This is a genomic window from Ruegeria profundi (genome assembly GCF_020171505.1).
Lineage (GTDB): Bacteria > Pseudomonadota > Alphaproteobacteria > Rhodobacterales > Rhodobacteraceae > Ruegeria > Ruegeria profundi.
Genome location: NZ_JAIUZS010000004.1, coordinates 363355 through 383066, shown reverse-complemented (window position 1 = coordinate 383066; position 19712 = coordinate 363355). Strand labels below are relative to the sequence as shown.

Here is a 19712-nt window from a genome sequence, read left to right as displayed (position 1 = left end):
GGGCACATGCCAAATCTTAAGGACCTTAAAAACAGGATCGAGTCGGTCAAATCGACCCGCAAGATCACCAAGGCCATGCAGATGGTCGCGGCCGCAAAACTGCGCCGCGCCCAGGAAGCTGCCGAACAGTCACGTCCCTATGCCGAGCGGTTCAATGCCGTGATGGCGGGACTGGCCGCATCGGTCGGGGGCAGCGACAGCGCCCCTAGGCTGCTTCGTGGAACGGGCAGTGAAGATGTCCATTTGCTGGTCGTCATGACGGCAGAACGCGGCCTGTGTGGCGGTTTCAACGCGAACATAGCCAAGCTGGCCCGCGCCAAGGCGGAAGAGCTGCGCGGTAAGGGCAAAACGGTCAAAATCCTGACCGTTGGCAAGAAAGGCCGCGACGCGCTCAAGCGTGATTTTGGCGATCTGTTTGTTGGACATATCGACCTGAGCGAGGTCAAGCGCATCGGCTATGCAAATGCGCAGGACGTCGCCAAGGATATCCTGACCCGCTTTGACGATGGAGAGTTCGACGTTGCCACGATCTTCTACTCGAAGTTCCAGAACGTTGTGACTCAAATCCCGACGGCACAGCAGATCATCCCCGCCTCGTTTGAGGAAACCGAGGATGACGACAGCGGTGCGGTCTTCGATTACGAGCCCAGCGAAGAGGCCATTCTGGCCGAACTGCTGCCCAAGGGGGTCGCGACCGCGATCTTCTCGGCTCTGCTAGAAAACGGGGCCTCGGAACAGGGTGCACGGATGTCCGCGATGGACAACGCGACACGCAACGCGGGTGAGATGATCGACAAGCTGACGATCCAGTTCAACCGCTCGCGTCAGGCCGTGATCACCAACGAGCTGATTGAAATTATTTCCGGCGCCGAAGCGCTGTAGAGACTAACCGGAGACGAAACATGGCGAATGCAAAAGGCAAAGTCACACAGATCATCGGGGCCGTCGTCGACGTGCACTTTGAAGATCAACTGCCTGAAATTCTGAACGCGCTGGAAACTGAAAACAACGGCAAGCGCCTGGTGCTGGAAGTTGCTCAGCATCTTGGTGAAAACACCGTCCGCACCATCGCGATGGACGCGACCGAAGGTCTGGTTCGTGGTGCTGACGTAACCGACACCGGTGCGCCGATCTCGGTTCCGGTTGGCAACGCCACCCTGGGCCGCATTCTGAACGTGGTTGGTGAGCCGATCGACGAAAAAGGCCCGGTTGAAGCATCTGAGGCCCGCGCGATCCACCAGCCCGCACCGACATTCGACGAGCAGTCGACCGAGTCGGAAGTTCTGGTCACCGGCATCAAAGTTGTCGACCTGCTGGCCCCTTACGCCAAGGGCGGTAAGATCGGCCTGTTCGGCGGTGCTGGCGTGGGCAAAACCGTTTTGATCATGGAACTGATCAACAACATCGCAAAAGTGCACTCGGGCTTTTCCGTGTTCGCGGGTGTTGGCGAACGGACCCGTGAAGGGAACGACCTGTACCACGAGATGATCGAATCGAACGTTATCAAACCGGACAATCTGTCGGAATCGCAGGTGGCCCTGGTTTACGGTCAGATGAACGAACCTCCGGGAGCGCGTGCGCGTGTTGCTCTGACCGGTCTGACCTTGGCGGAACAGTTCCGCGACCAGTCGGGTACTGACGTTCTGTTCTTCGTCGACAACATCTTCCGCTTCACACAGGCGGGTTCTGAGGTGTCGGCTCTGCTGGGTCGTATTCCGTCAGCCGTGGGCTACCAGCCGACGCTGGCCACCGACATGGGTGCCCTGCAGGAGCGCATCACCTCGACCAAGGCTGGCTCGATCACCTCGGTGCAGGCGATCTACGTGCCTGCGGACGACCTTACCGACCCTGCGCCGGCAACCTCGTTCGCGCACTTGGACGCGACCACCGTTCTTAACCGTGCGATCTCGGAAAAGGGTATCTACCCGGCCGTGGACCCGCTCGACTCGACTTCGCGTCTGCTTGACCCGGCGATTGTCGGCGAAGAGCACTACAAGGTTGCAACCGACGTTCAACAGATCCTCCAGCGCTACAAGTCGCTGCAGGACATCATCGCCATCCTCGGCATGGACGAACTGTCGGAAGAGGACAAACTGACCGTGGCCCGTGCCCGTAAGATCGAACGCTTCCTGTCGCAGCCGTTCGACGTGGCCGAAGTCTTCACCGGCAGCCCGGGCGTTCAGGTTCCGCTGGATGTCACCATCTCGTCGTTCAAGGCCGTTGTCGCCGGCGAATACGATCACCTGCCCGAAGCGGCCTTCCTGATGGTTGGCGGCATCGACGAAGTGATCGCCAAGGCCGAAAAGATGGCTGCGGCGGCCGCCTAAGGAGTATCCCTGATGGCAAACACGATGCAATTCGACCTTGTCAGCCCTGAGCGAAGCCTTGCTTCGCTCAGCGCGACAGCGGTCCAGATTCCCGGCGCGGACGGGGACATGACGGCGATGCCTGACCATGCCCCCACCATTACCACGCTACGCCCGGGCGTCCTGAAGGTCGACGCGCCCGAAGGATCCAGCGAATACCTGGTGACCGGCGGGTTTGCTCAGATCAACGGCGACGGGTTGTCGGTATTGGCTGAAAAGGCCATTCCGGTGGATGAAGTAACCCGCGCGCATCTGGATGAGCTGATCGCTGAGGCGCGCGCCTCGCATGAAAAGGCAAAAAACGGCGACGATCAGACCATCGTCGACGAGGCTGCCAAGCTGCTGGCCGACATGGAAGCCCTTGGAACCCATATGAGCCTGTAAGGCCAAAGCGTAATAGTCTTTGTGAAGCGGCCCCGATGTTTCGGGGCCGTTTTTTTGTCGTGATTTTGCCCAATGGATTAGATAACTTACGGGAATTCAATCAAACTGATAGTGAAATGAAGAAATTTGTCTCCCATCCCATCGGTGTCGATCAGGGCGAAAAAATTTTGTTCTCAGAGTTTGCTGAGGGTGGGGGCATGTGGACCGGTGAAGGACCACGCGAACGTTCTGCGGAAATTCGCTTCAGTGAGGCCTTCCGTTCGGTCCCGGTTGTGCAAATAGGCGTGGCGCTTTGGGACGTGGACACCTCATCCGCGCTGCGCGCCGAGGTAAAGGCCGAAGACATCACCGAGGATGGTTTTAAAGCGATTTTTAGAACCTGGTCGGATACCAAGATTGCCCGTATCCGCGTGGTGTGGACCGCAATCGGGGAAATCGCGCACGAGGATGATTGGGATCTTTCCTGACCGCACTCCGCTGCGGGGCAGTCCGCTTTCTCAAGGTGACATAAAACTGTATCAGACAACGACCAAGCCACTGCAGGAATGCATTGATGCCGGCATGGTAGTCAACAGAATTCACAAGGCCGTTGGTCAGCTTTGGCAACTGTCATTGCGGCACAAGAGTCCGCCGATCATCTGCGGTTTTCGATTCCATTACAGAATTGTACTTGCCGCCCGTGCCGGACGTTTCGAAGCTCTCCGATGAGGTCGGCCAACTGAAACGTATCTCTGGAGGGCACGATGACGTGCCCCCCCAGCGCAAACCTTTAGTCCATATGGTACATCGATTCGTAAATCGGTCGCAGTGTCTTGTCCTCAAACAGGGATGATACGCTGGTACCGTTCCAGATATTCAGGATCGCCTGCGTGAAGATAGGTGCAGTTGGGACGATGCGGATGTTCTTGGCCTTGGCGACCTCTTTGGTTGGCTGGATCGTATCCGTCAGAACCAGAGATTTCATTACCGAATTCGTCACACGCTCGACTGCAGGGCCGCTCATCACACCATGCGTGATGTAGGAATGAACTTCCTTGGCGCCGTTATCCATTAAAACCTGCGCCGCTTTGCACAATGTCCCGGCTGTGTCGCACATATCGTCCACGATCAGACAAATCTTGTCTTTGACGTCGCCAATAACGGTCATCTCAGCCACTTCGCCCGCCTTCTCACGGCGTTTGTCCACGATCGACAGCGGGGCGTTTATGCGCTTGGCCAACTCGCGTGCGCGGGCCACACCGCCCACATCGGGCGAAACGACCATAATCTCATCCAGGCTGTCCTTGAATTGGTGCATGACATCCAGAGCAAAGATCGGTGAGGCGTAGAGGTTATCCACCGGGATGTCGAAAAAGCCTTGAATCTGGGCCGCGTGCAGATCCATGGTCAGCACCCTCTCGATCCCGGCGCCGGTCAGCATATTGGCGACAAGCTTGGCGCTGATGGGTGTGCGGGCCTTGGTGCGTCGATCCTGACGGGCATAGCCGAAATAGGGGATCACTGCGGTTATCCGCTGGGCCGACGAACGGCGCAGCGCGTCAGCGATAATCAGCAGTTCCATCAGGTTATCGTTGGCCGGGTTCGAGGTTGGCTGGACAATAAACATGTCCTCACCACGGACATTCTCGAAAACTTCGACGAAAATTTCACCATCGTTGAACCGCTCAACACGCGCATCGACCAGGCCCTGATCGACTCCGCGATACAGGCTCATACGGCGAGCGATTGAATCGGCAAGCGGAAGATTGGCGTTCCCAGCGATCAGCTTGGGTTCGTTGAGTGTCGGCATCGGCTGATATCCCCGGGCAGCAATGGCAAATGTGACAGATTCGTGATTTCAACACCGCTTAGCACGGCCTTACGGTCCAGCAAAGATAACGCAGCGGAGAAAGTGCACATGTCCCAGATTGACTACTATTTTGCGACACTCTCGCCCTTCACTTACCTGGCCGGCGCGCGGTTAGAGGAGATCGCGGCCAAACACGGCGCCACCATCAACTACAAGCCGCTGGATATCATGGCGCTGTTCGGTCGTACCGGAGGAACGCCGCCGAAAGATCGGCATCGGTCGCGAATCGAATACCGGGCGCAGGACTTGTTGCGGCAGTCAAAGAACCTTGGAATGGATTTCAATCTTCAACCGGCACATTGGCCCACGAATATGGCACCGTCATCCTACGCCGTGATTGCAGCGGTAAAAGACGGGTCTGGTGACATTGGCAAACTGGTCCAAGCTTTCCTGCGCGCCTGCTGGGCTGAAGAAAAAGACATCGCGCAGGATGATGTGATCCGCGATTGCTTGTCACAGGCGGGCTTCGATCCAAGCCTTGCCGACAGCGGCCTGCTGGTCGGCGCCGAGACTTATGCCGCCAATCTGGAAGAAGCCGTTGATCGCGGCGTGTTCGGCGCGCCATTCTATATCACCGAAGACGATCAGCGTTTCTGGGGTCAGGACAGTCTGAACGATCTGGACCGGCACCTTACCGAGATGAAAGGCTAAAGGGCGCGACCGTCAAAGCAGGGCAAGGAATCGGTCGATATCGTCGTCACCGATCGACCAGTCACAAACAAGGCGGCAGGCGAGGATTTCTTCGTCATCTGCGCCGCTCAGATCGGCCCCCCACAGGTGATAGACCGCCCCGGCCTCATGCAGTTGTTTGTGCCGGGCGCGGGAAAACTGGGCAAAGATCATATTGGCCTGCGGTTCGTGCAGAAAGGTTGCGCCTTTGGAGCGCAGGCCGTCTGCCAGACGCGCACAGCTGGCATTGGCCTGACGCGCCATGGTCAGCCAAAGGTCGTCCCGCAGATAGGCCGCCATCTGCGCCGAAAGATACCGATGTTTCGAGAACAGATGCGCCCCGCGTTTACGCCGCAGTTCGAATTCCCAGGCTTTGGCTTCGTCGAAGAAAACAACTGCCTCGACCCCCATCAATCCGTTTTTGGTGCCGCCAAAACTGACCGCGTCCACGCCTGATTTCCATGTCATCTCGGCCGGGGAACAATTCAGCGCCACCAGTGCGTTGGTAAAGCGCGCTCCATCAAGATGCACAGGCAAGTTGTATTCCTTGGCTACGCCGCACAGCGCCTGTAACTCCGCCAGCGAATAGACCGAGCCGCGCTCGGTGACTTGCGTAATAGACACCGGCCCACGCTGCGGGCCATGTACGCCGCGTGTTTCTTCAGCCAGAATTGATCGCCGCAGGGCCTCGGGGTGCATCTTGTCACCGCCGGGCACAAGCGTCAGCTTAGCTCCGGTGTAAAACTCCGGCGCGTTGCACTCATCCTCGTGGATATGCGCCACCGGCGAGCAGAAGATTGTATCCCAAGGGTTTGCCAAAGTCGCCAGCGCCAGGGAATTCGCCGCCGTCCCGGTGGCAACCAGATAGACCGCCGCGCCGGGGGCTTCAAAGATACCGCGAATGCGATCACGCACCTCGTTCATCAGAGTGTCCGCCCCATACGCCATTTGATAGCCCAGGTTGGCTTCGTTCAATGCGGCCAAGACCTTGGGGTGGACGGGGCCAGAGTTGTCAGAAGCGAAATACATTAGCTGGGCTCCTCGATGATATAGTATTCCCACTCTTCGATGGGGGTTTCGAACTCGGATACCGTGCGATCCTTGACCGAGACTCCGGCGGCGTGCACGCTGTCTGGCGTGCCGGAGATCAAAGGATGCCAGTCGTATAGGGGTTTGCCCTCCCACAGAAGACGGTAGGCGCAAGTTTGCGGCAGCCAATAGGCGTGGTCGTCGATGTTGTCTGGCTTCATCACAATGCATTCCGGCACAAACTGGTGGCGGATGTCATATTGCGTGCAGCGGCACGTCTCATCATCCAGCAGACGACAGGCAACGCAGGTCAGGGCGACCTCGCCAGTATCTTCGTCTTCCAGCTTGTTGAGGCAACACTTGCCACAGCCATCGCACAGCGCCTCCCATTCGCGCTGGTTCATCTTGGTCAGTGGTTTGCGTTCCCAGAACCGGTGACCCAGACCATTGCGATCAATAGGGTCTGTCGTCATAGCGCTGCCAGATGGGTACGGGCTTGGTCGCAATCGGTATCCATCTGTGCGATCAGACCGTTCAAACCGTCAAATTTCATCTCAGGTCGCAGATACTCGACCAGCGCCACCGACAGGGTTGAGCCGTAAAGGTCGCCAGAGAAATCGAACAGGAAAGTTTCGATATTGGGCACTTCGCCGTTGAACATTGGCCGCACCCCGACCGAGGCCGCCCCGTGGTAGCTGCCCTTATGAGGGCCGTCCAACACATCGACCAGCACCGCGTAGACACCGAATTTCGGTGGGTGCAGCCCTTCGATGGACATGTTTGCAGTGGGAAAACCCAGTTCGCGCCCACGCTGTTCTCCGCCGATCACTTCACCTTCGATCCGGTGCCAGTGGCCCAGCATTGTGGCCGCATCGCGGGGGCGGCCTTCGGTCAGTGCGGTGCGGATTGCGGTGGACGACACAACGTTTTCGGATCGCTGCATCAAGGGTGCAATGGTGACGCCAAAGCCCATTTGCTGGCCAAATCGCAGGATGTCGTCAGCCGTCCCGCTGCGCCCTTTGCCGAAACAAAAATCCGCACCCACCACAACATGTGACAGGCCCAGCCCGTCGCAGATCACGATGCGGGCAAATTCTTCGGGGGTAAGCCCGGCCAAAGCGGCATTGAAGGGCAGTTCATAGAGTTTCTGAACACCCAGCTTTTCCAACCGGTGCGCACGTGTATTGCCACGCATCAGGCGAAATGGGGGGGCATCCGGCGCGAAATATTCCCTGGGATGCGGTTCAAACGTCAACACGCCAAGAGGAGCATCCGGGTCCGCATTGCGCGCCAGTTCAATCACCGATTGATGACCAAGATGGACGCCGTCAAAATTCCCGATCGCCACGCTGGCGCCGCGGTCCTGAGGTTCGATAAATTGATAGTCCCGGATGATATGCATGAGGTGTGGGTACTGTTCCTCTCAGCCATATTCAAGCACCTCATCTTTGCGCCGGGGCAAAAATGCTTTGTACCCTTCCGTCGGCCCGGAATTGGCCGCAAGCCATGAGAGCCTGCGTTTCGCCTGCATTGGCGATCAGAGTTCGAACTTTGGGATACTCTTTTCGAACGATCAGTCGAACTTACGAGAGGGGGCCAGCACCATTGCCTCGCCAATCAGCACCTTTTTGCCGTCCACAGCACAGTGACAATCCAGCTTCACCCGACGTTTGGAAAAGTCGATATCGGTCACCTTGACCTCGGCATAGACCATATCGCCCGGCCGGACCGGTGCGAGGAATTTCAACGACTGGCCCAAATAGACCGTACCGTGTCCGGGAAGCTGTTCGCCAATCACGGCCGAGATCAGGCCCGCAGTTAGCATCCCATGTGCGATGCGCCCCTCGAAGATCGTATCGCGGGCGTAATCGTCATCCAGATGCACTGGATTCCGGTCTGTCGACACCTGCGCGAACATCTCGATATCTTCGTCTGTCACCACTTTGCGCAGGTGGCGGCTCATGCCCATTTCGATGTCTTCAATACAGATTGTGCCGCGTGGAAGATTGTCCAACATGTCACCCTCGCTTTCATTCTTCGGGCAACAAAAAAACGCAAGCCACCCTAGTTCGGTAACTTTATTACTTCGCAGTCGCAGAAAATCAAGCTTTTTCTGACTATCGCAGACGACCGATTGTATAGGTGGGATTAATTTTTTCCTTTTGGATATATTCACTTAAGGAGTCATGGTGTGGGTGATGTTCGGTTTTTGTCTCGGCAGCGGCCAATCCACCCGAAATAAACAGGGAATCAATTCCCTCTCCCATAGCGCCCAGAATGTCGGTATGCGGGCCGTCGCCAATCGCCAGAATGTCGCCGTTCGGGATGTCGTGGCCAAGTTCCTGCAACCGGCGGCGGGCCAGATCGTAGATCGGCGGGTGGGGTTTGCCGAAATAAAGGCTCTCGCCACCCATTTCTGTGTAAAGCCTTGCCAGCGCCCCGGCACACCATTCCCGCACCTCGCCCCGGTCGACGACGATATCGGGGTTGGCACAGAGCAGTTTCATACCCTTCGTCTTGGCATACAGGAAATCCGGGCGGTTCACGGAAGGGTCAGCCATCGGATCAAACGGACCGCAGCAAACAATCCCCTCGGCTTGGTCCAGCGGCACACGCTCAATGTGGATCGGGTGATGCAACAGCTTCAACGGCTCAAAGAACCCGGCGTCGCGTTCCCATTCCCCCATGAAGTAAACCTTGTGCCCGACAGCCCCGCGGAACATCGCGGACCGTGCTGAATCTCCGCTGGTCGCGATTGTGTCATAGGCGTCCGCAGGAACCTTGAACTGCACCAATTGTTCCGCCACGCCCGCTCGGGGTTTGGGAGAGTTTGTGAGCAGTACCACAACTCCACCCTTTGCGCGGTAATCCTGCAAGGCAGCAACGGCTTCGGGGAAGGCCGTGATGCCATTATGGACGCACCCCCAAAGATCAACGAACAACGCTTTGTAACGGTCAGAGACTTCAGAGAGCGACGAGAGGATTTGGGTCATGATGCACGGTCCGGGTAAACTGAATCCTGCGTTATATGCCGCAACCCCCGTGCATTGACCATCAAAAAGGCAAATCCTCAGCGGCGAAAACTTTCCAGGGTCTGACCGGTTCGCTTACGGACGATTCTGCGCAATGCTGTGCTATCCGCATATCCCACACGTTCCGCGATTTCCTCGTGAGTGCGTTTGCCCGAGCGCGCAAGGCGGATCGCCTCAGTCACCCGAATGGTTTGCATGAAACCTGAGGGGGTCAGCGCCGTAGCCTTCGATAACCTGCGCGAAAAGGTTCTGGGTGTCAGACCGGCCGCCTCAGATAGCTCGGCAAGGCTTATCTGTCGCGTCAGGTTGCGCCTGACGTACAGTTCGGCCTTTTGCAGGGCAGGGTGCCCCGCGACCAGCGTCGCGACGGATATGTACGGAAGCTGGCTGGGCCGGTTGTCCGCCAACAGAAACCGCCGGCAGTCTTCGGCAATAGCCAGACCGGCAAACCACTCGATAAGCGACAACATGAGGTCGATTTGAGAAAACGACGCGCCCGCCGTGAAAAGATTGCCATCCTGGACAACCAACTCACCGGACTGAAGACGCGCCAAAGGAAACAGGGATTGCAGCAGGGGGGCCAGCCACCACGTTGTCGTGACTTTACGCCTGTCCAACAGGCCTGCAGCCCCGAGCGCAAAGCAGCCCGAGCAGGCCCCTGCAACGACCGTTTTCGGCTCTGCAAGGTTTTTCAACGCGTCAACCAAGGTTGAAAAACTGCTTAGACCCATTGTCGCCCTGACCTCGGGTTCGGTGGCGGTGCCGAGGCCGGGCAGGATGATAAGATCCGGGGGCTCTGAAACCGTCCCACAGTTCTCAGGCGTGAGAACAGTGGCGTGGAACCGCGTTTCGCTTCCGTGAAAGCGGGCGACCCGGTTTGCGGTGTCCAGCATTTCGCTCGTGATGAACAAGCTCGACATCTGGCACGGGGTGGGGTGCAGGATCACGACCTGAACAGTCTGCATTTGTCCATATTGGTCCTAATAATGTCAATTATGACACTGCCCGCTTTGCGGAACCTTGTCCATAGTCGTCAAAAAAAAGGAGATCACTGATGATTTTGGAAGGTGGATGCTATTGTGGCGCCGTTCGGTATCGGGCAGAGGGCGAGCCGATCTTCAAGGGTCAATGCCATTGCCGAGCGTGTCAGCATGTGTCAGGTGGCGGCCCCAACCTGTTCGTGCTTTTGCCGCGCGACGGGTTCAAATACACTGCCGGGGCACCGAAACAGTACACACGTACCGATCGCGCCTTGGCGGTCACGCGTGAGTTCTGCGCGGAGTGCGGAACACACCTCACCACGCTTCGTCCGGGCGTGGACCCTGTGATCCTGAAGATTGGAACTCTGGATGACCCATCTGTTTTCGGCGGGGCAAGTGCTGCGGTCTTTGTTGCGGAAAAACAGGATTTCCACGTAATCCCGGATGGCATGCCCAGCTTTGAGGGCATGCCACCCATGTAACAAAGGCGTCCGGAAGGACGCCTTTTCTAATGCCTAGAGTGCGTTCAAACCTTGAGGTTTGGAATGATCTGCTTTTTGCGGCTCATTATTCCGGGCAAGACCACCGCGTCACCTTCGACCGATGCGCCAAAGCTTTTCTCAGCCACGCCTTTAACCAGATCGTTGGGAACCAGCAGGGTGGCCTCTTCGTTCAGGATGTCGACCACGAATAGCAGAACCTGATCGACGCCGTCTTCCTTGGCGACCTCTACCATCGACTCTGCCAAGCTGGCCTTGCGGTCCAGTACAACGCCCGGAGCGGTGGTTTCAAGAACCGAGACACGGAACTTGGTGCCGTCCACCTCGTATTCCTTGCTGTCCATGCGGATCAGTTCGGCGTCAGAGAAGGACGAGACATCCGACTTGGCCGCGAACATGTCGGCAGCATAGGCCGCGATGTCCAGACCCAGATCGGCGGCCAGCCTCTCGGCCACATATCGATCATGCGGGGTGGTGGTGGGCGAGCGGAATTCCAGCGTGTCAGACAGGATGCAGGTCAGGGCAGTTCCTTTTGCCCAGTCAGGCATTTTGGCCGCGTCATCGCCCATCAGGTCGACCATGATCGTTGCAGTGCAGGCCAGCGGGCGCACTGTGATGTCGATCGGACCTTTGGTTTCCAGCCCGCCGACCAGCTTGTGGTGGTCAATAATGGTGCGGATGTCGGCGCTGTTGATGCTGGTGGGCAACTCGGCCGGATTATTCGTGTCGACGATCACAACCGGAGAATCCGCCTCGACATCGTCAATGATGCGCGGCTTGGGCAGATCCCAGCGTTGCAGCAGGAAAGCGGCCTCGGTGTTGGGTTCGCCCAGCAGCACCGCTTCGGCTTTTTCGCCTTTGACTTCGTTCAGGTACCACGCCCACAGGATCGGCGATCCTGTCGAGTCGGTGTCGGGGGATTTGTGGCCAAATACAAGGGTTGTCATGTCAGTGTCCTGAGGATGATAAATTTGCGCGCCTTATAGGGCGGTCTGGCAAGGTTGTCACCCGGCATAGGCCCCGCTGCGACGGTTGGTCTGAAATACGCAAGCATGGTCTGCCTTGTGCCCAGCCTGTGCATTACCTCTGCTTACGGCGCGGGTGCGGGCTGGCAATCCAATGCAAATCGCATAGCATGCAGCCATGAAGCGTGAGCAAGACCTCTATCCCCCGATCAAAGCGCTGTTGGAGCGTCAGGGCTATACCGTCAAAGGCGAGGTGGGTGCAGCCGATATCGTGGCCGTACGCAATGGGGATGAGCTGGTGATCGTCGAGCTAAAGCTGAGGTTTTCGTTGGCATTGTTTCATCAGGCTATCACACGCCTCAAGGTAACAGATTACGTCTATATCGCGGTTTGCAAGCCGACGGGGCGGTCTGCCCGACGCGCTCTGAAAGACAATTTGGCGCTCTGCCGACGGTTGGGCCTGGGTCTGATCACGGTGCGCGCAGACGGAGCGGTTGAGGTGCACGCAGATCCCGGCCCATATGCGCCGCGCAAAAACAAGGCAAGGGCCGCGCAATTGCTGCGGGCATTTGACCGGCTTGAGGGCGACCCGAACGCAGGTGGAGCAACCCGGCACGGCATCGTGACGGCCTATCGGCAAGACGCATTGAAATGTGCCGCACATCTGGCTGAATGTGGTGCGACGAAAGGATCAGATGTGGCGAGGGCCACTGGTGTTCCATCGGCAACCCGTTTAATGCGTGACAACCATTATGGCTGGTTTGCTAAGGTTCAAAAGGGCACCTACAGCCTGACTGAAGCCGGAGAGAAAGGCCTTGAACACTGGGCCTATAGCTGGGAACAGCCTGACTGAGCCCTGCTTTCAAAAAAAATATCACAGCTTGTTGACTCGGCGTTTTAGACCTCCTAGCTATGCGTCGTTATCACTCACAAGGGTCGAGTGCTAACGCCTCGCCAGCCGGCGAGGGGAGGATAAATAAACTTTGAGCCCAAGGAGCTGCAAAGATGGCATTGAAACCGCTTCATGACCGCGTGCTGGTTCGCCGTACCGAAAGCGAAGAGAAAACCGCAGGCGGCCTGATCATTCCTGACAGCGCAAAAGAAAAGCCAAGCGAAGGCGAAGTCGTCGCAACCGGCGAAGGCGCGCGCAAGGACAGCGGCGAACTGATCGCAATGGCTGTAAAAGCTGGTGACAAGATTCTGTTCGGCAAATGGTCGGGCACCGAGGTTCAGGTCAACGGCGAAGAGCTGCTGATGATGAAAGAAAGCGACATCATGGGGATCATCGAGTAAGCCCGCGCGCTTTCTCTGATCTTCATTTTCAACAAATTTCTCAAGGAGAAAAGACATGGCTGCTAAGGACGTCAAATTTGACACCGATGCCCGCAACCGCATGCTGAAGGGTGTCAACACTCTGGCCGACGCGGTAAAAGTGACCCTGGGCCCCAAAGGCCGCAACGTTGTTCTGGACAAGTCCTTTGGCGCACCGCGCATCACCAAGGACGGTGTCTCGGTTGCCAAGGAAATCGAACTAGAAGACAAGTTCGAAAACATGGGCGCGCAGATGGTGAAAGAAGTCGCCAGCCGCACCAATGACGAAGCCGGCGACGGCACCACCACTGCGACCGTTCTGGCACAAGCCATCGTTCGCGAAGGTCTGAAGCAGGTTGCTGCTGGCCTGAACCCGATGGACCTGAAGCGCGGCATCGACCTGGCGACTGCCAAGGTTGTTGAAGGCATCAAAGCTGCGTCGCGCGAAGTCAAGGACTCGGCAGAGGTTGCGCAGGTTGGTACCATCTCGGCCAACGGCGAAGCCGAAATCGGTCAGCAGATCGCAGACGCGATGCAGAAGGTCGGCAACGAAGGCGTTATCACCGTCGAAGAGAACAAAGGTCTGGAAACCGAGACCGATGTTGTCGAGGGTATGCAGTTCGACCGCGGTTACCTGTCGCCTTACTTCGTCACCAACGCAGACAAGATGGTTGCAGAGCTTGAAGACTGCATGATCCTGCTGCACGAAAAGAAACTGTCGTCGCTGCAGCCGATGGTTCCGCTGCTGGAGCAAGTGATTCAGTCGCAAAAACCGCTGCTGATCATTGCCGAGGACGTTGAAGGCGAAGCGCTGGCAACTCTGGTTGTCAACAAACTGCGCGGCGGCCTGAAAATTGCTGCTGTCAAGGCACCGGGCTTCGGCGATCGCCGTAAAGCCATGCTGCAGGACATCGCGATCCTGACCGGCGGTCAGGTCATCTCGGAAGATCTGGGCATGAAGCTCGAGTCCGTCACCATGGACATGCTGGGCACCGCCAAGAAGATCGAAATCACCAAAGACGAAACCACCATCGTTGACGGTGCTGGCGAGAAAGCCGAGATCGAAGCACGTGTTGCTCAGATCCGCACTCAGATCGAAGAAACCTCCAGCGACTACGACCGTGAGAAGCTGCAAGAGCGCGTTGCCAAACTGGCGGGCGGTGTTGCCGTTATCCGCGTCGGCGGCATGACCGAGGTTGAAGTGAAAGAGCGTAAGGACCGTGTGGACGATGCTCTGAACGCAACACGCGCAGCCGTACAGGAAGGCGTTGTTGTCGGCGGTGGTGTTGCTCTGGTTCAGGCCGGTAAAGCACTGGAAACTCTGGAAGGCGCAAACGCTGACCAGAACGCAGGTATCAACATCGTTCGCAAAGCAATCGAAGCGCCGCTGCGCCAGATCGCCGAGAACGCAGGTGTTGATGGTGCGGTCGTTGCGGGCAAAGTCCGTGAATCGTCCGACGCAGCATTCGGCTTCAACGCTCAAACCGAAGAGTATGGCGACATGTTCTCGTTTGGCGTGATCGACCCGGCCAAAGTTGTCCGTACCGCTCTGGAAGATGCGGCATCGGTTGCTGGCCTGCTGGTCACCACCGAAGCGATGGTTGCCGACAAGCCCGCCAAAGAAGGCGCGGCACCTGCAGGCGGCATGCCCGACATGGGCGGCATGGGCGGCATGATGTAAGCACGTCAAATTCGCCTTGGCGAATTCTGACGACCCCTTCAGGCGCTTGGCCGAGAGGCCAAGATGCCGAACGGGACCGCCAAAAAGCTAGGGGATGGGGTCGCCTTTGGGTGGCCCCGTTTCTTTTTGCAGACCGTTGTGCATGAATGTGAGTGTGCAAACGCGCGCGATACCGCTATGCGGTTGATATGCGATTGTTTCTACTCACTGCCCTGACTATGTGCGCTTTTGCGGCGAATTCGCTCCTGAACCGACTGGCGATTGACACCGGCGCCAGTGATCCTGCTGGTTTTGCTGTTGTCCGCGTGCTGTCCGGAGCTTTGGTTCTAAGCATTCTGGTCTGGTTCAGGGCTGGGCACCTACCGCTGCGCAATCGTCGCCGGATCGCGGGGGCAGGGGCGTTGTCGATGTACATGATCGGGTTTTCCATCGCCTATCTGACGCTGGATGCCGGCTTGGGTGCTCTCATTCTGTTCGGAGTGGTGCAGATCACCATGTTCGCGGTGACATCTGTGACCGGCAGCGCGCCGACGCGCCGTCAGATCGCGGGTGCGGTCATTGCCCTTGCGGGGCTTGCTTATGTTCTGTGGCCGGTCGGCGCGGTTCAGGTTGATCCAGCCGGAGCGCTGCTAATGACCGCTGCCGGGATCGGCTGGGCAGCCTACTCGCTGGTCGGGCGCTCGGAACCGGACGCGCTGGCTGGTACGGCGGCGAATTTCGTCGTCGCCCTGCCTCTGACGTCTTTGACCCTGATTGTGGCAGGGGGCGAGTGGCGCATGACAGGCGCTGGGTACGGTCTGGCCATAGTCTCTGGTGCGGTTACCTCGGGTATGGGATATGCGCTGTGGTACCGCGTTCTGCCGCAGCTTGCGCCGACCACGGCGGCCGTGGTTCAACTGAGCGTTCCGATCATTGCCATTTTGGGCGGTGTGCTTTTGCTGGGAGAGGTTGCCAGCCTGCGCCTGATCCTGGGTGCAGCTTTGGTTCTGGGCGGCATAGCACTGGCTGTTCTGCGCCTGAGGCCGCGCTAGGGGTTTCATCGTATGCGGTTAGGACTTATCTGGCGGCTATGAGATATCTGATCGTGCTGTTCTTGCTTCTTGTGCCTGCTGCAACCCATGCGAAGTGTGTGGTTCTGTTGCATGGGCTCGCGCGGACCGAAACGTCTTTTGCAGTCATGGAGGAACTTTTTCAGGCGCATGACTATACCGTGGTGCGTCCTGGATACCCCTCGACCGATCTGCCGATTCCCGAGCTGGCTGATCAGACCCTTCCGGAAGCGTTTGCCGCCTGTGGCGATGATACCGTGAATGTGGTGGCGCATTCGATGGGCGGCATCCTATTGCGTTATTGGTTGCAGGATCATCATCCTGACAATCTGGGGCGCGTGGTCATGCTTGGCCCGCCCAACCAGGGAAGCCAGTTGGTTGACGAACTGGGCGCATTTGAGGTTTTTGGTATGCTTCACGGGCCTGCGGGATTGGCGTTGGGCACCGGCCCCGAGGGTATTCCGGGCCAGCTGCCAGCCGTGGATTTCGAGTTGGGAGTGATCGCCGGCGAGAATTCCCTGAACCCTCTGTCATCCTCGATGATTGATGGCAAGGATGATGGCAAGGTGTCGATCGAAACCACGAAGGTTGAGGGCATGAAGCAACACATCGTCTTGCCCGTCACCCACACTTTCATGATGAACAATCCAATCGTGATGGCGCAGGCGCTGCATTTCATCGAGTTCGGACGCTTCGATCCGGATATAACCTGGTTGGACTGGGTGACGCATGTCATCGACGAAATCTGCCTTGGGCAGGATTGTTCGGAACCCGAGTCGGAGCCATCGCAATGACCTCATTAAATCTGACGTTCACCGGCGCAGAGGTGCTGCTGCCGGAGGAGGGTCTTGTGCCTGCCGACCTGTCCTTGGCCGGGGGCGTCATTCAAGCTGATCTCGCAGGGCGGCAGGTTGATCTGTCTGGCTATCTCGTGCTTCCGGGGATTATTGACCTGCATGGGGATGGATTTGAGCGCCATATCGCACCGCGCCGCGGGGCAATGAAGCAGATGGACGAAGGAATCCTCTCGGTCGAGGCTGAACTGGCTGCCAACGGCATAACCACAGCGATACTGGCCCAATTCCACAGTTGGGAGGGCGGCGTGCGGGGTCCCGAATTCGCGGGGCAGGTGTTTGAGGCCATCGCCTTGGTCAAGGATCGTGTCGTGACTGATATGATGCCGCAGCTTCGGTTCGAAACGCATATGTTGGACGATTATGCGGGCCTGCCGGACCGTATTACCGACTGGCAGGTGCCCTACGTGGTGTTCAACGACCACCTACCGCATGATCGGCTGGCGGAACGACGTAAACCGCCGCGGCTGACGGGGCAGGCGCTCAAGGCCGGAAGAAATCCGGATAAGCACTTTGAGATGTTGCTGTCCATGCATGACCGCAGCGGCGAAGTGCCAGAGGCGCTGGATGCGTTGTGCGCAGTGCTGGCCACGCAGGGTGTGCGAATGGGCAGCCATGACGACGCAACGGCGCAGGACCGCGCCATCTGGCGTGCACGCGGCGCGCGCATTGCCGAATTCCCGGAAACACTCGAGGCGGCCGAAGCCGCCCGCGCGGCGGGGGATCACATTGTTCTGGGCTCGCCCAATGTCGTGCGTGGCGGCTCGCACAAGGGCAACGTCAGTGCATTGGACCTGATCACCATGGGGTATTGCGACGCATTGGCCTCGGACTACCACTATCCCAGCCCCAGACGTGCGGCTTTGATGCTTGCCAAAACTGGTTTGTTGGATATGGCCGGGGCTTGGGCACTTGTATCGTCGGGTCCGGCGCGCGTACTTGGGTTGCAGGATCGTGGCACGCTGGCGCCGGGCCAACGCGCTGATCTTGTCATTCTTGACGCTGATACCCAGCGTGTTGCAGCCACGCTAGCTGGTGGGCGGGTCAGCTATATGTCGGGGGATATCGCAGCGCGGTTCGTCCGCTGATCACCGCGAAATGCGGTTGAAATGTCCCATTTTTCGACCGGCCTTGACCTCGGCCTTGCCATAAAGATGCAGGGCCACGTCGCGCTCTTGCGCCAGTTCAGGAACACGGTCCATGTCGGCACCGATCAGGTTTTGCATGACCACATCCGAATGCCGCTGCCCGTCGCCCAAAGGCCAACCTGTCACAGCGCGAATATGCTGTTCAAATTGATCTACCGCGCAGCCATTCTGTGTCCAATGGCCCGAATTGTGCACACGCGGGGCGATCTCATTCACGATCAGGCCTGCGGGGGTTACGAACAGCTCAACCCCCATCACTCCGACATAGTCCAGCGCGTTGAGGATGTTGGCGGCCAGCAGAACCGCGTCCGTACGCTGTGCAGGACGCAGTCGGGCCGGAACCGTCGTTGTATGTAGTATCCCATCGCGGTGAACATTCTCGCCAGGATCAAAACAGGCGACCTGACCGTCCACACCGCGCGCGGCAATGATCGACACTTCATGCGTGAAGTTCACGAAGCCTTCTAGGATCGCGGGCGCGCCTGCCATGTCGGCCAAAGCGCTCTTTGCGTCCTCGGGCGTACGCAACCGCGCTTGGCCTTTGCCGTCATAGCCAAAGCGGCGGGTTTTCAGGATAGCCGGAGTGCCGATTTGCTCAATTGCGGCGTTCAGACTGTCCATGTCCGTAATATCGGCGAATGGCGCAGTCTTCAGACCAAGCCCTTGCAGGAAAGTCTTTTCGGTTAGCCGGTCTTGACTGACGCGCAGAGCCTCGCGCCCCGGACGGATCGGGCGATGGGCTTCCAACAGGTCCAGCGCTTCGGTCGGGATGTTTTCGAATTCATAGGTGATGACATCAACAGATTCGGCAAAGGCTTTGAGCGCTTCGGTATCGTCATAGGCTGCGGTTGTCACCCTGTCGGCCACCTGCCCGGCGGGCGGATTGGGGCCGGGTTCGAAAATATGCGTCACGAACCCCAGTCGAGACGCCGCGACGGACAGCATCCGACCCAATTGACCACCGCCTAGAATCCCGATTCTTGCGCCGGGTTTAAGTGCATCAGTCATCGACCGGCTCCTCTGGGATCGAAGCGGACAGTGCTTCGCGCCACGCGTCCAGGCGACTGGCCAAAGCGCTGTCCTGCAAGGCCAGGATACCTGCGGCCATCAGACCAGCATTCGCGCCCCCGGCGGAACCGATTGCCATGGTCGCAACCGGAAACCCCTTGGGCATCTGCACGATGGAGTACAGAGAGTCGACACCCGACAGCGCGCGTGTCTGCACCGGAACACCGATCACCGGTACCCGCGTTTTTGACGCCATCATGCCCGGCAGGTGCGCTGCACCTCCGGCCCCGGCAATGATGACATGCAATCCGCGCGACACGGCGGTTTTGCCATACTCCCACAAACGGTCCGGCGTCCGATGTGCCGAGACGATGTGTTTTTCGTAGGCGATGCCTAGCTCATCCAGAATGGTTGCGGCTTCTTTCATCGTGGGCCAGTCTGATTGGCTGCCCATGATGATCCCCACTTTCACGTCGCTCATCCGCTTGCGTCCCTGCCTTTCGAAAGAGCGCGCACTATATCCAAATCGACCTTCGTGGCAATGCGTCAGGCGATGATGTCAGGCGTTAAACGGTCTTCAATCAGGCGAATAATGTCCTTAAGCCACAATTTCTGCTTTTTCAGGCGCTTGATCGTAAGCTGATCAGCCGTACCAGTGGATTGCAGCGCCTCGATCGCCTCATCCAGATCCCGGTGCTGGCGGCGGAAAACCTCGAGTTCAACCCGCAAAACCTCGTCTGTTTTCATCGATAGATCGGTGGGCGCGTTCATTGGCGACTCAATGGTTGTTGTGGTGCTTCTCACACAAGATAGTGCGTCAGGGTTTATATCGCCAGACCTTGTGGACATCGCTGAACAATCCCATATTCTATTACACGCGGTTGCCG

General features: G+C 58.1%; 23 protein-coding genes. 12 read left to right on the top strand and 11 right to left on the bottom strand.

What is annotated here, in order from left to right; genetic code table 11:
* The first annotated feature begins 6 nt into the window (after positions 1–6).
* From LCM21_RS12255 to LCM21_RS12240, 4 genes are all read left to right on the top strand, one after another.
* A complete protein-coding gene (locus LCM21_RS12255; RefSeq protein ID WP_224890855.1) occupies positions 7–882 on the top strand; it encodes a F0F1 ATP synthase subunit gamma in 876 nt (291 codons plus the stop codon).
* A 20-nt stretch (positions 883–902) separates the two neighbouring features.
* Positions 903–2327 (top strand): F0F1 ATP synthase subunit beta, encoded by a 1425-nt coding sequence (gene atpD / locus LCM21_RS12250; protein WP_224890854.1) that lies wholly within the window; start codon positions 903–905, stop codon positions 2325–2327.
* Between the two features lie 12 nt (positions 2328–2339).
* Positions 2340–2750, top strand: coding sequence for a F0F1 ATP synthase subunit epsilon (locus LCM21_RS12245; protein WP_068336258.1), 411 nt, complete (start codon positions 2340–2342; stop codon positions 2748–2750).
* A gap of 116 nt (positions 2751–2866) precedes the next feature.
* On the top strand, positions 2867–3217 hold the full coding sequence (locus LCM21_RS12240) for an H-type lectin domain-containing protein (RefSeq protein ID WP_224890853.1): 351 nt from the start codon (positions 2867–2869) through the stop codon (positions 3215–3217).
* A 302-nt stretch (positions 3218–3519) separates the two neighbouring features.
* On the opposite strand, the gene LCM21_RS12235 is transcribed toward LCM21_RS12240, so the two are convergent.
* Positions 3520–4539 (bottom strand): ribose-phosphate pyrophosphokinase, encoded by a 1020-nt coding sequence (locus LCM21_RS12235; protein ID WP_068336255.1) that lies wholly within the window; start codon positions 4537–4539, stop codon positions 3520–3522.
* Positions 4540–4647: 108 nt separating this feature from the next.
* Here LCM21_RS12235 and LCM21_RS12230 point away from each other — a divergent pair, with 108 nt between their 5' ends.
* The gene (locus tag LCM21_RS12230; RefSeq protein ID WP_224890852.1) at positions 4648–5250 is read left to right on the top strand and encodes a 2-hydroxychromene-2-carboxylate isomerase; all 603 of its coding nucleotides are present in this window, start codon (positions 4648–4650) and stop codon (positions 5248–5250) included.
* Between the two features lie 12 nt (positions 5251–5262).
* Here LCM21_RS12230 and LCM21_RS12225 read toward each other — a convergent pair whose 3' ends face one another.
* From LCM21_RS12225 to LCM21_RS12200, 6 genes are all read right to left on the bottom strand, one after another.
* Complete coding sequence (locus tag LCM21_RS12225) at positions 5263–6297, bottom strand: threonine aldolase family protein (RefSeq protein WP_224890851.1); 1035 nt, start codon at positions 6295–6297, stop codon at positions 5263–5265.
* A complete protein-coding gene (locus LCM21_RS12220) occupies positions 6297–6770 on the bottom strand; it encodes a YcgN family cysteine cluster protein (RefSeq protein WP_224890850.1) in 474 nt (157 codons plus the stop codon). The genes LCM21_RS12225 and LCM21_RS12220 overlap by 1 nt, the downstream gene beginning before the upstream one ends.
* Entirely contained in the window at positions 6767–7699 is a 933-nt protein-coding gene (locus LCM21_RS12215; RefSeq protein WP_224890849.1) for a bifunctional riboflavin kinase/FAD synthetase, read from the bottom strand. The genes LCM21_RS12220 and LCM21_RS12215 overlap by 4 nt, the downstream gene beginning before the upstream one ends.
* Before the next feature lie 171 nt (positions 7700–7870).
* Positions 7871–8314: a MaoC family dehydratase gene (locus LCM21_RS12210; protein ID WP_068336412.1), complete on the bottom strand. Its 444-nt coding sequence runs from the start codon at positions 8312–8314 to the stop codon at positions 7871–7873.
* A 100-nt stretch (positions 8315–8414) separates the two neighbouring features.
* Positions 8415–9290, bottom strand: coding sequence for an HAD family hydrolase (locus LCM21_RS12205; RefSeq protein WP_224890848.1), 876 nt, complete (start codon positions 9288–9290; stop codon positions 8415–8417).
* Between the two features lie 77 nt (positions 9291–9367).
* Complete coding sequence (locus LCM21_RS12200; protein WP_224890847.1) at positions 9368–10294, bottom strand: GlxA family transcriptional regulator; 927 nt, start codon at positions 10292–10294, stop codon at positions 9368–9370.
* 89 nt (positions 10295–10383) lie between these two features.
* Here LCM21_RS12200 and LCM21_RS12195 point away from each other — a divergent pair, with 89 nt between their 5' ends.
* Entirely contained in the window at positions 10384–10791 is a 408-nt protein-coding gene (locus tag LCM21_RS12195) for a GFA family protein (RefSeq protein ID WP_224890846.1), read from the top strand.
* Positions 10792–10835: 44 nt separating this feature from the next.
* Here LCM21_RS12195 and LCM21_RS12190 read toward each other — a convergent pair whose 3' ends face one another.
* The gene (locus LCM21_RS12190; RefSeq protein ID WP_224890845.1) at positions 10836–11756 is read right to left on the bottom strand and encodes a manganese-dependent inorganic pyrophosphatase; all 921 of its coding nucleotides are present in this window, start codon (positions 11754–11756) and stop codon (positions 10836–10838) included.
* A gap of 196 nt (positions 11757–11952) precedes the next feature.
* On the opposite strand from LCM21_RS12190, the gene LCM21_RS12185 reads away from it, so the two are divergent.
* From LCM21_RS12185 to LCM21_RS12160, 6 genes are all read left to right on the top strand, one after another.
* Complete coding sequence (locus LCM21_RS12185) at positions 11953–12627, top strand: DUF2161 domain-containing phosphodiesterase (protein ID WP_224890844.1); 675 nt, start codon at positions 11953–11955, stop codon at positions 12625–12627.
* Positions 12628–12779: 152 nt separating this feature from the next.
* Positions 12780–13067, top strand: coding sequence for a co-chaperone GroES (gene groES, locus LCM21_RS12180; protein WP_039523824.1), 288 nt, complete (start codon positions 12780–12782; stop codon positions 13065–13067).
* A gap of 55 nt (positions 13068–13122) precedes the next feature.
* On the top strand, positions 13123–14766 hold the full coding sequence (groL, locus tag LCM21_RS12175; RefSeq protein WP_068336226.1) for a chaperonin GroEL: 1644 nt from the start codon (positions 13123–13125) through the stop codon (positions 14764–14766).
* 188 nt (positions 14767–14954) lie between these two features.
* Positions 14955–15797, top strand: a complete 843-nt coding sequence (locus LCM21_RS12170) for a DMT family transporter (protein ID WP_224890843.1) — start codon at positions 14955–14957, stop codon at positions 15795–15797.
* Positions 15798–15835: 38 nt separating this feature from the next.
* Positions 15836–16609 carry an esterase/lipase family protein gene (locus LCM21_RS12165; protein ID WP_224890842.1) on the top strand — a complete coding sequence of 258 codons (774 nt, stop codon included), beginning with the start codon at positions 15836–15838 and terminating at the stop codon, positions 16607–16609.
* Positions 16606–17757: an alpha-D-ribose 1-methylphosphonate 5-triphosphate diphosphatase gene (locus LCM21_RS12160; protein WP_224890841.1), complete on the top strand. Its 1152-nt coding sequence runs from the start codon at positions 16606–16608 to the stop codon at positions 17755–17757. Before LCM21_RS12165 ends, LCM21_RS12160 begins: the two co-directional genes overlap by 4 nt.
* Here LCM21_RS12160 and LCM21_RS12155 read toward each other — a convergent pair whose 3' ends face one another.
* From LCM21_RS12155 to LCM21_RS12145, 3 genes are all read right to left on the bottom strand, one after another.
* Positions 17758–18825 carry a 5-(carboxyamino)imidazole ribonucleotide synthase gene (locus LCM21_RS12155; protein ID WP_224890840.1) on the bottom strand — a complete coding sequence of 356 codons (1068 nt, stop codon included), beginning with the start codon at positions 18823–18825 and terminating at the stop codon, positions 17758–17760.
* Positions 18818–19306, bottom strand: a complete 489-nt coding sequence (gene purE / locus LCM21_RS12150) for a 5-(carboxyamino)imidazole ribonucleotide mutase (protein WP_224890839.1) — start codon at positions 19304–19306, stop codon at positions 18818–18820. The genes LCM21_RS12155 and purE overlap by 8 nt, the downstream gene beginning before the upstream one ends.
* A gap of 65 nt (positions 19307–19371) precedes the next feature.
* A complete protein-coding gene (locus tag LCM21_RS12145; protein WP_224890838.1) occupies positions 19372–19596 on the bottom strand; it encodes a YdcH family protein in 225 nt (74 codons plus the stop codon).
* Positions 19597–19712: the final 116 nt, after the last annotated feature.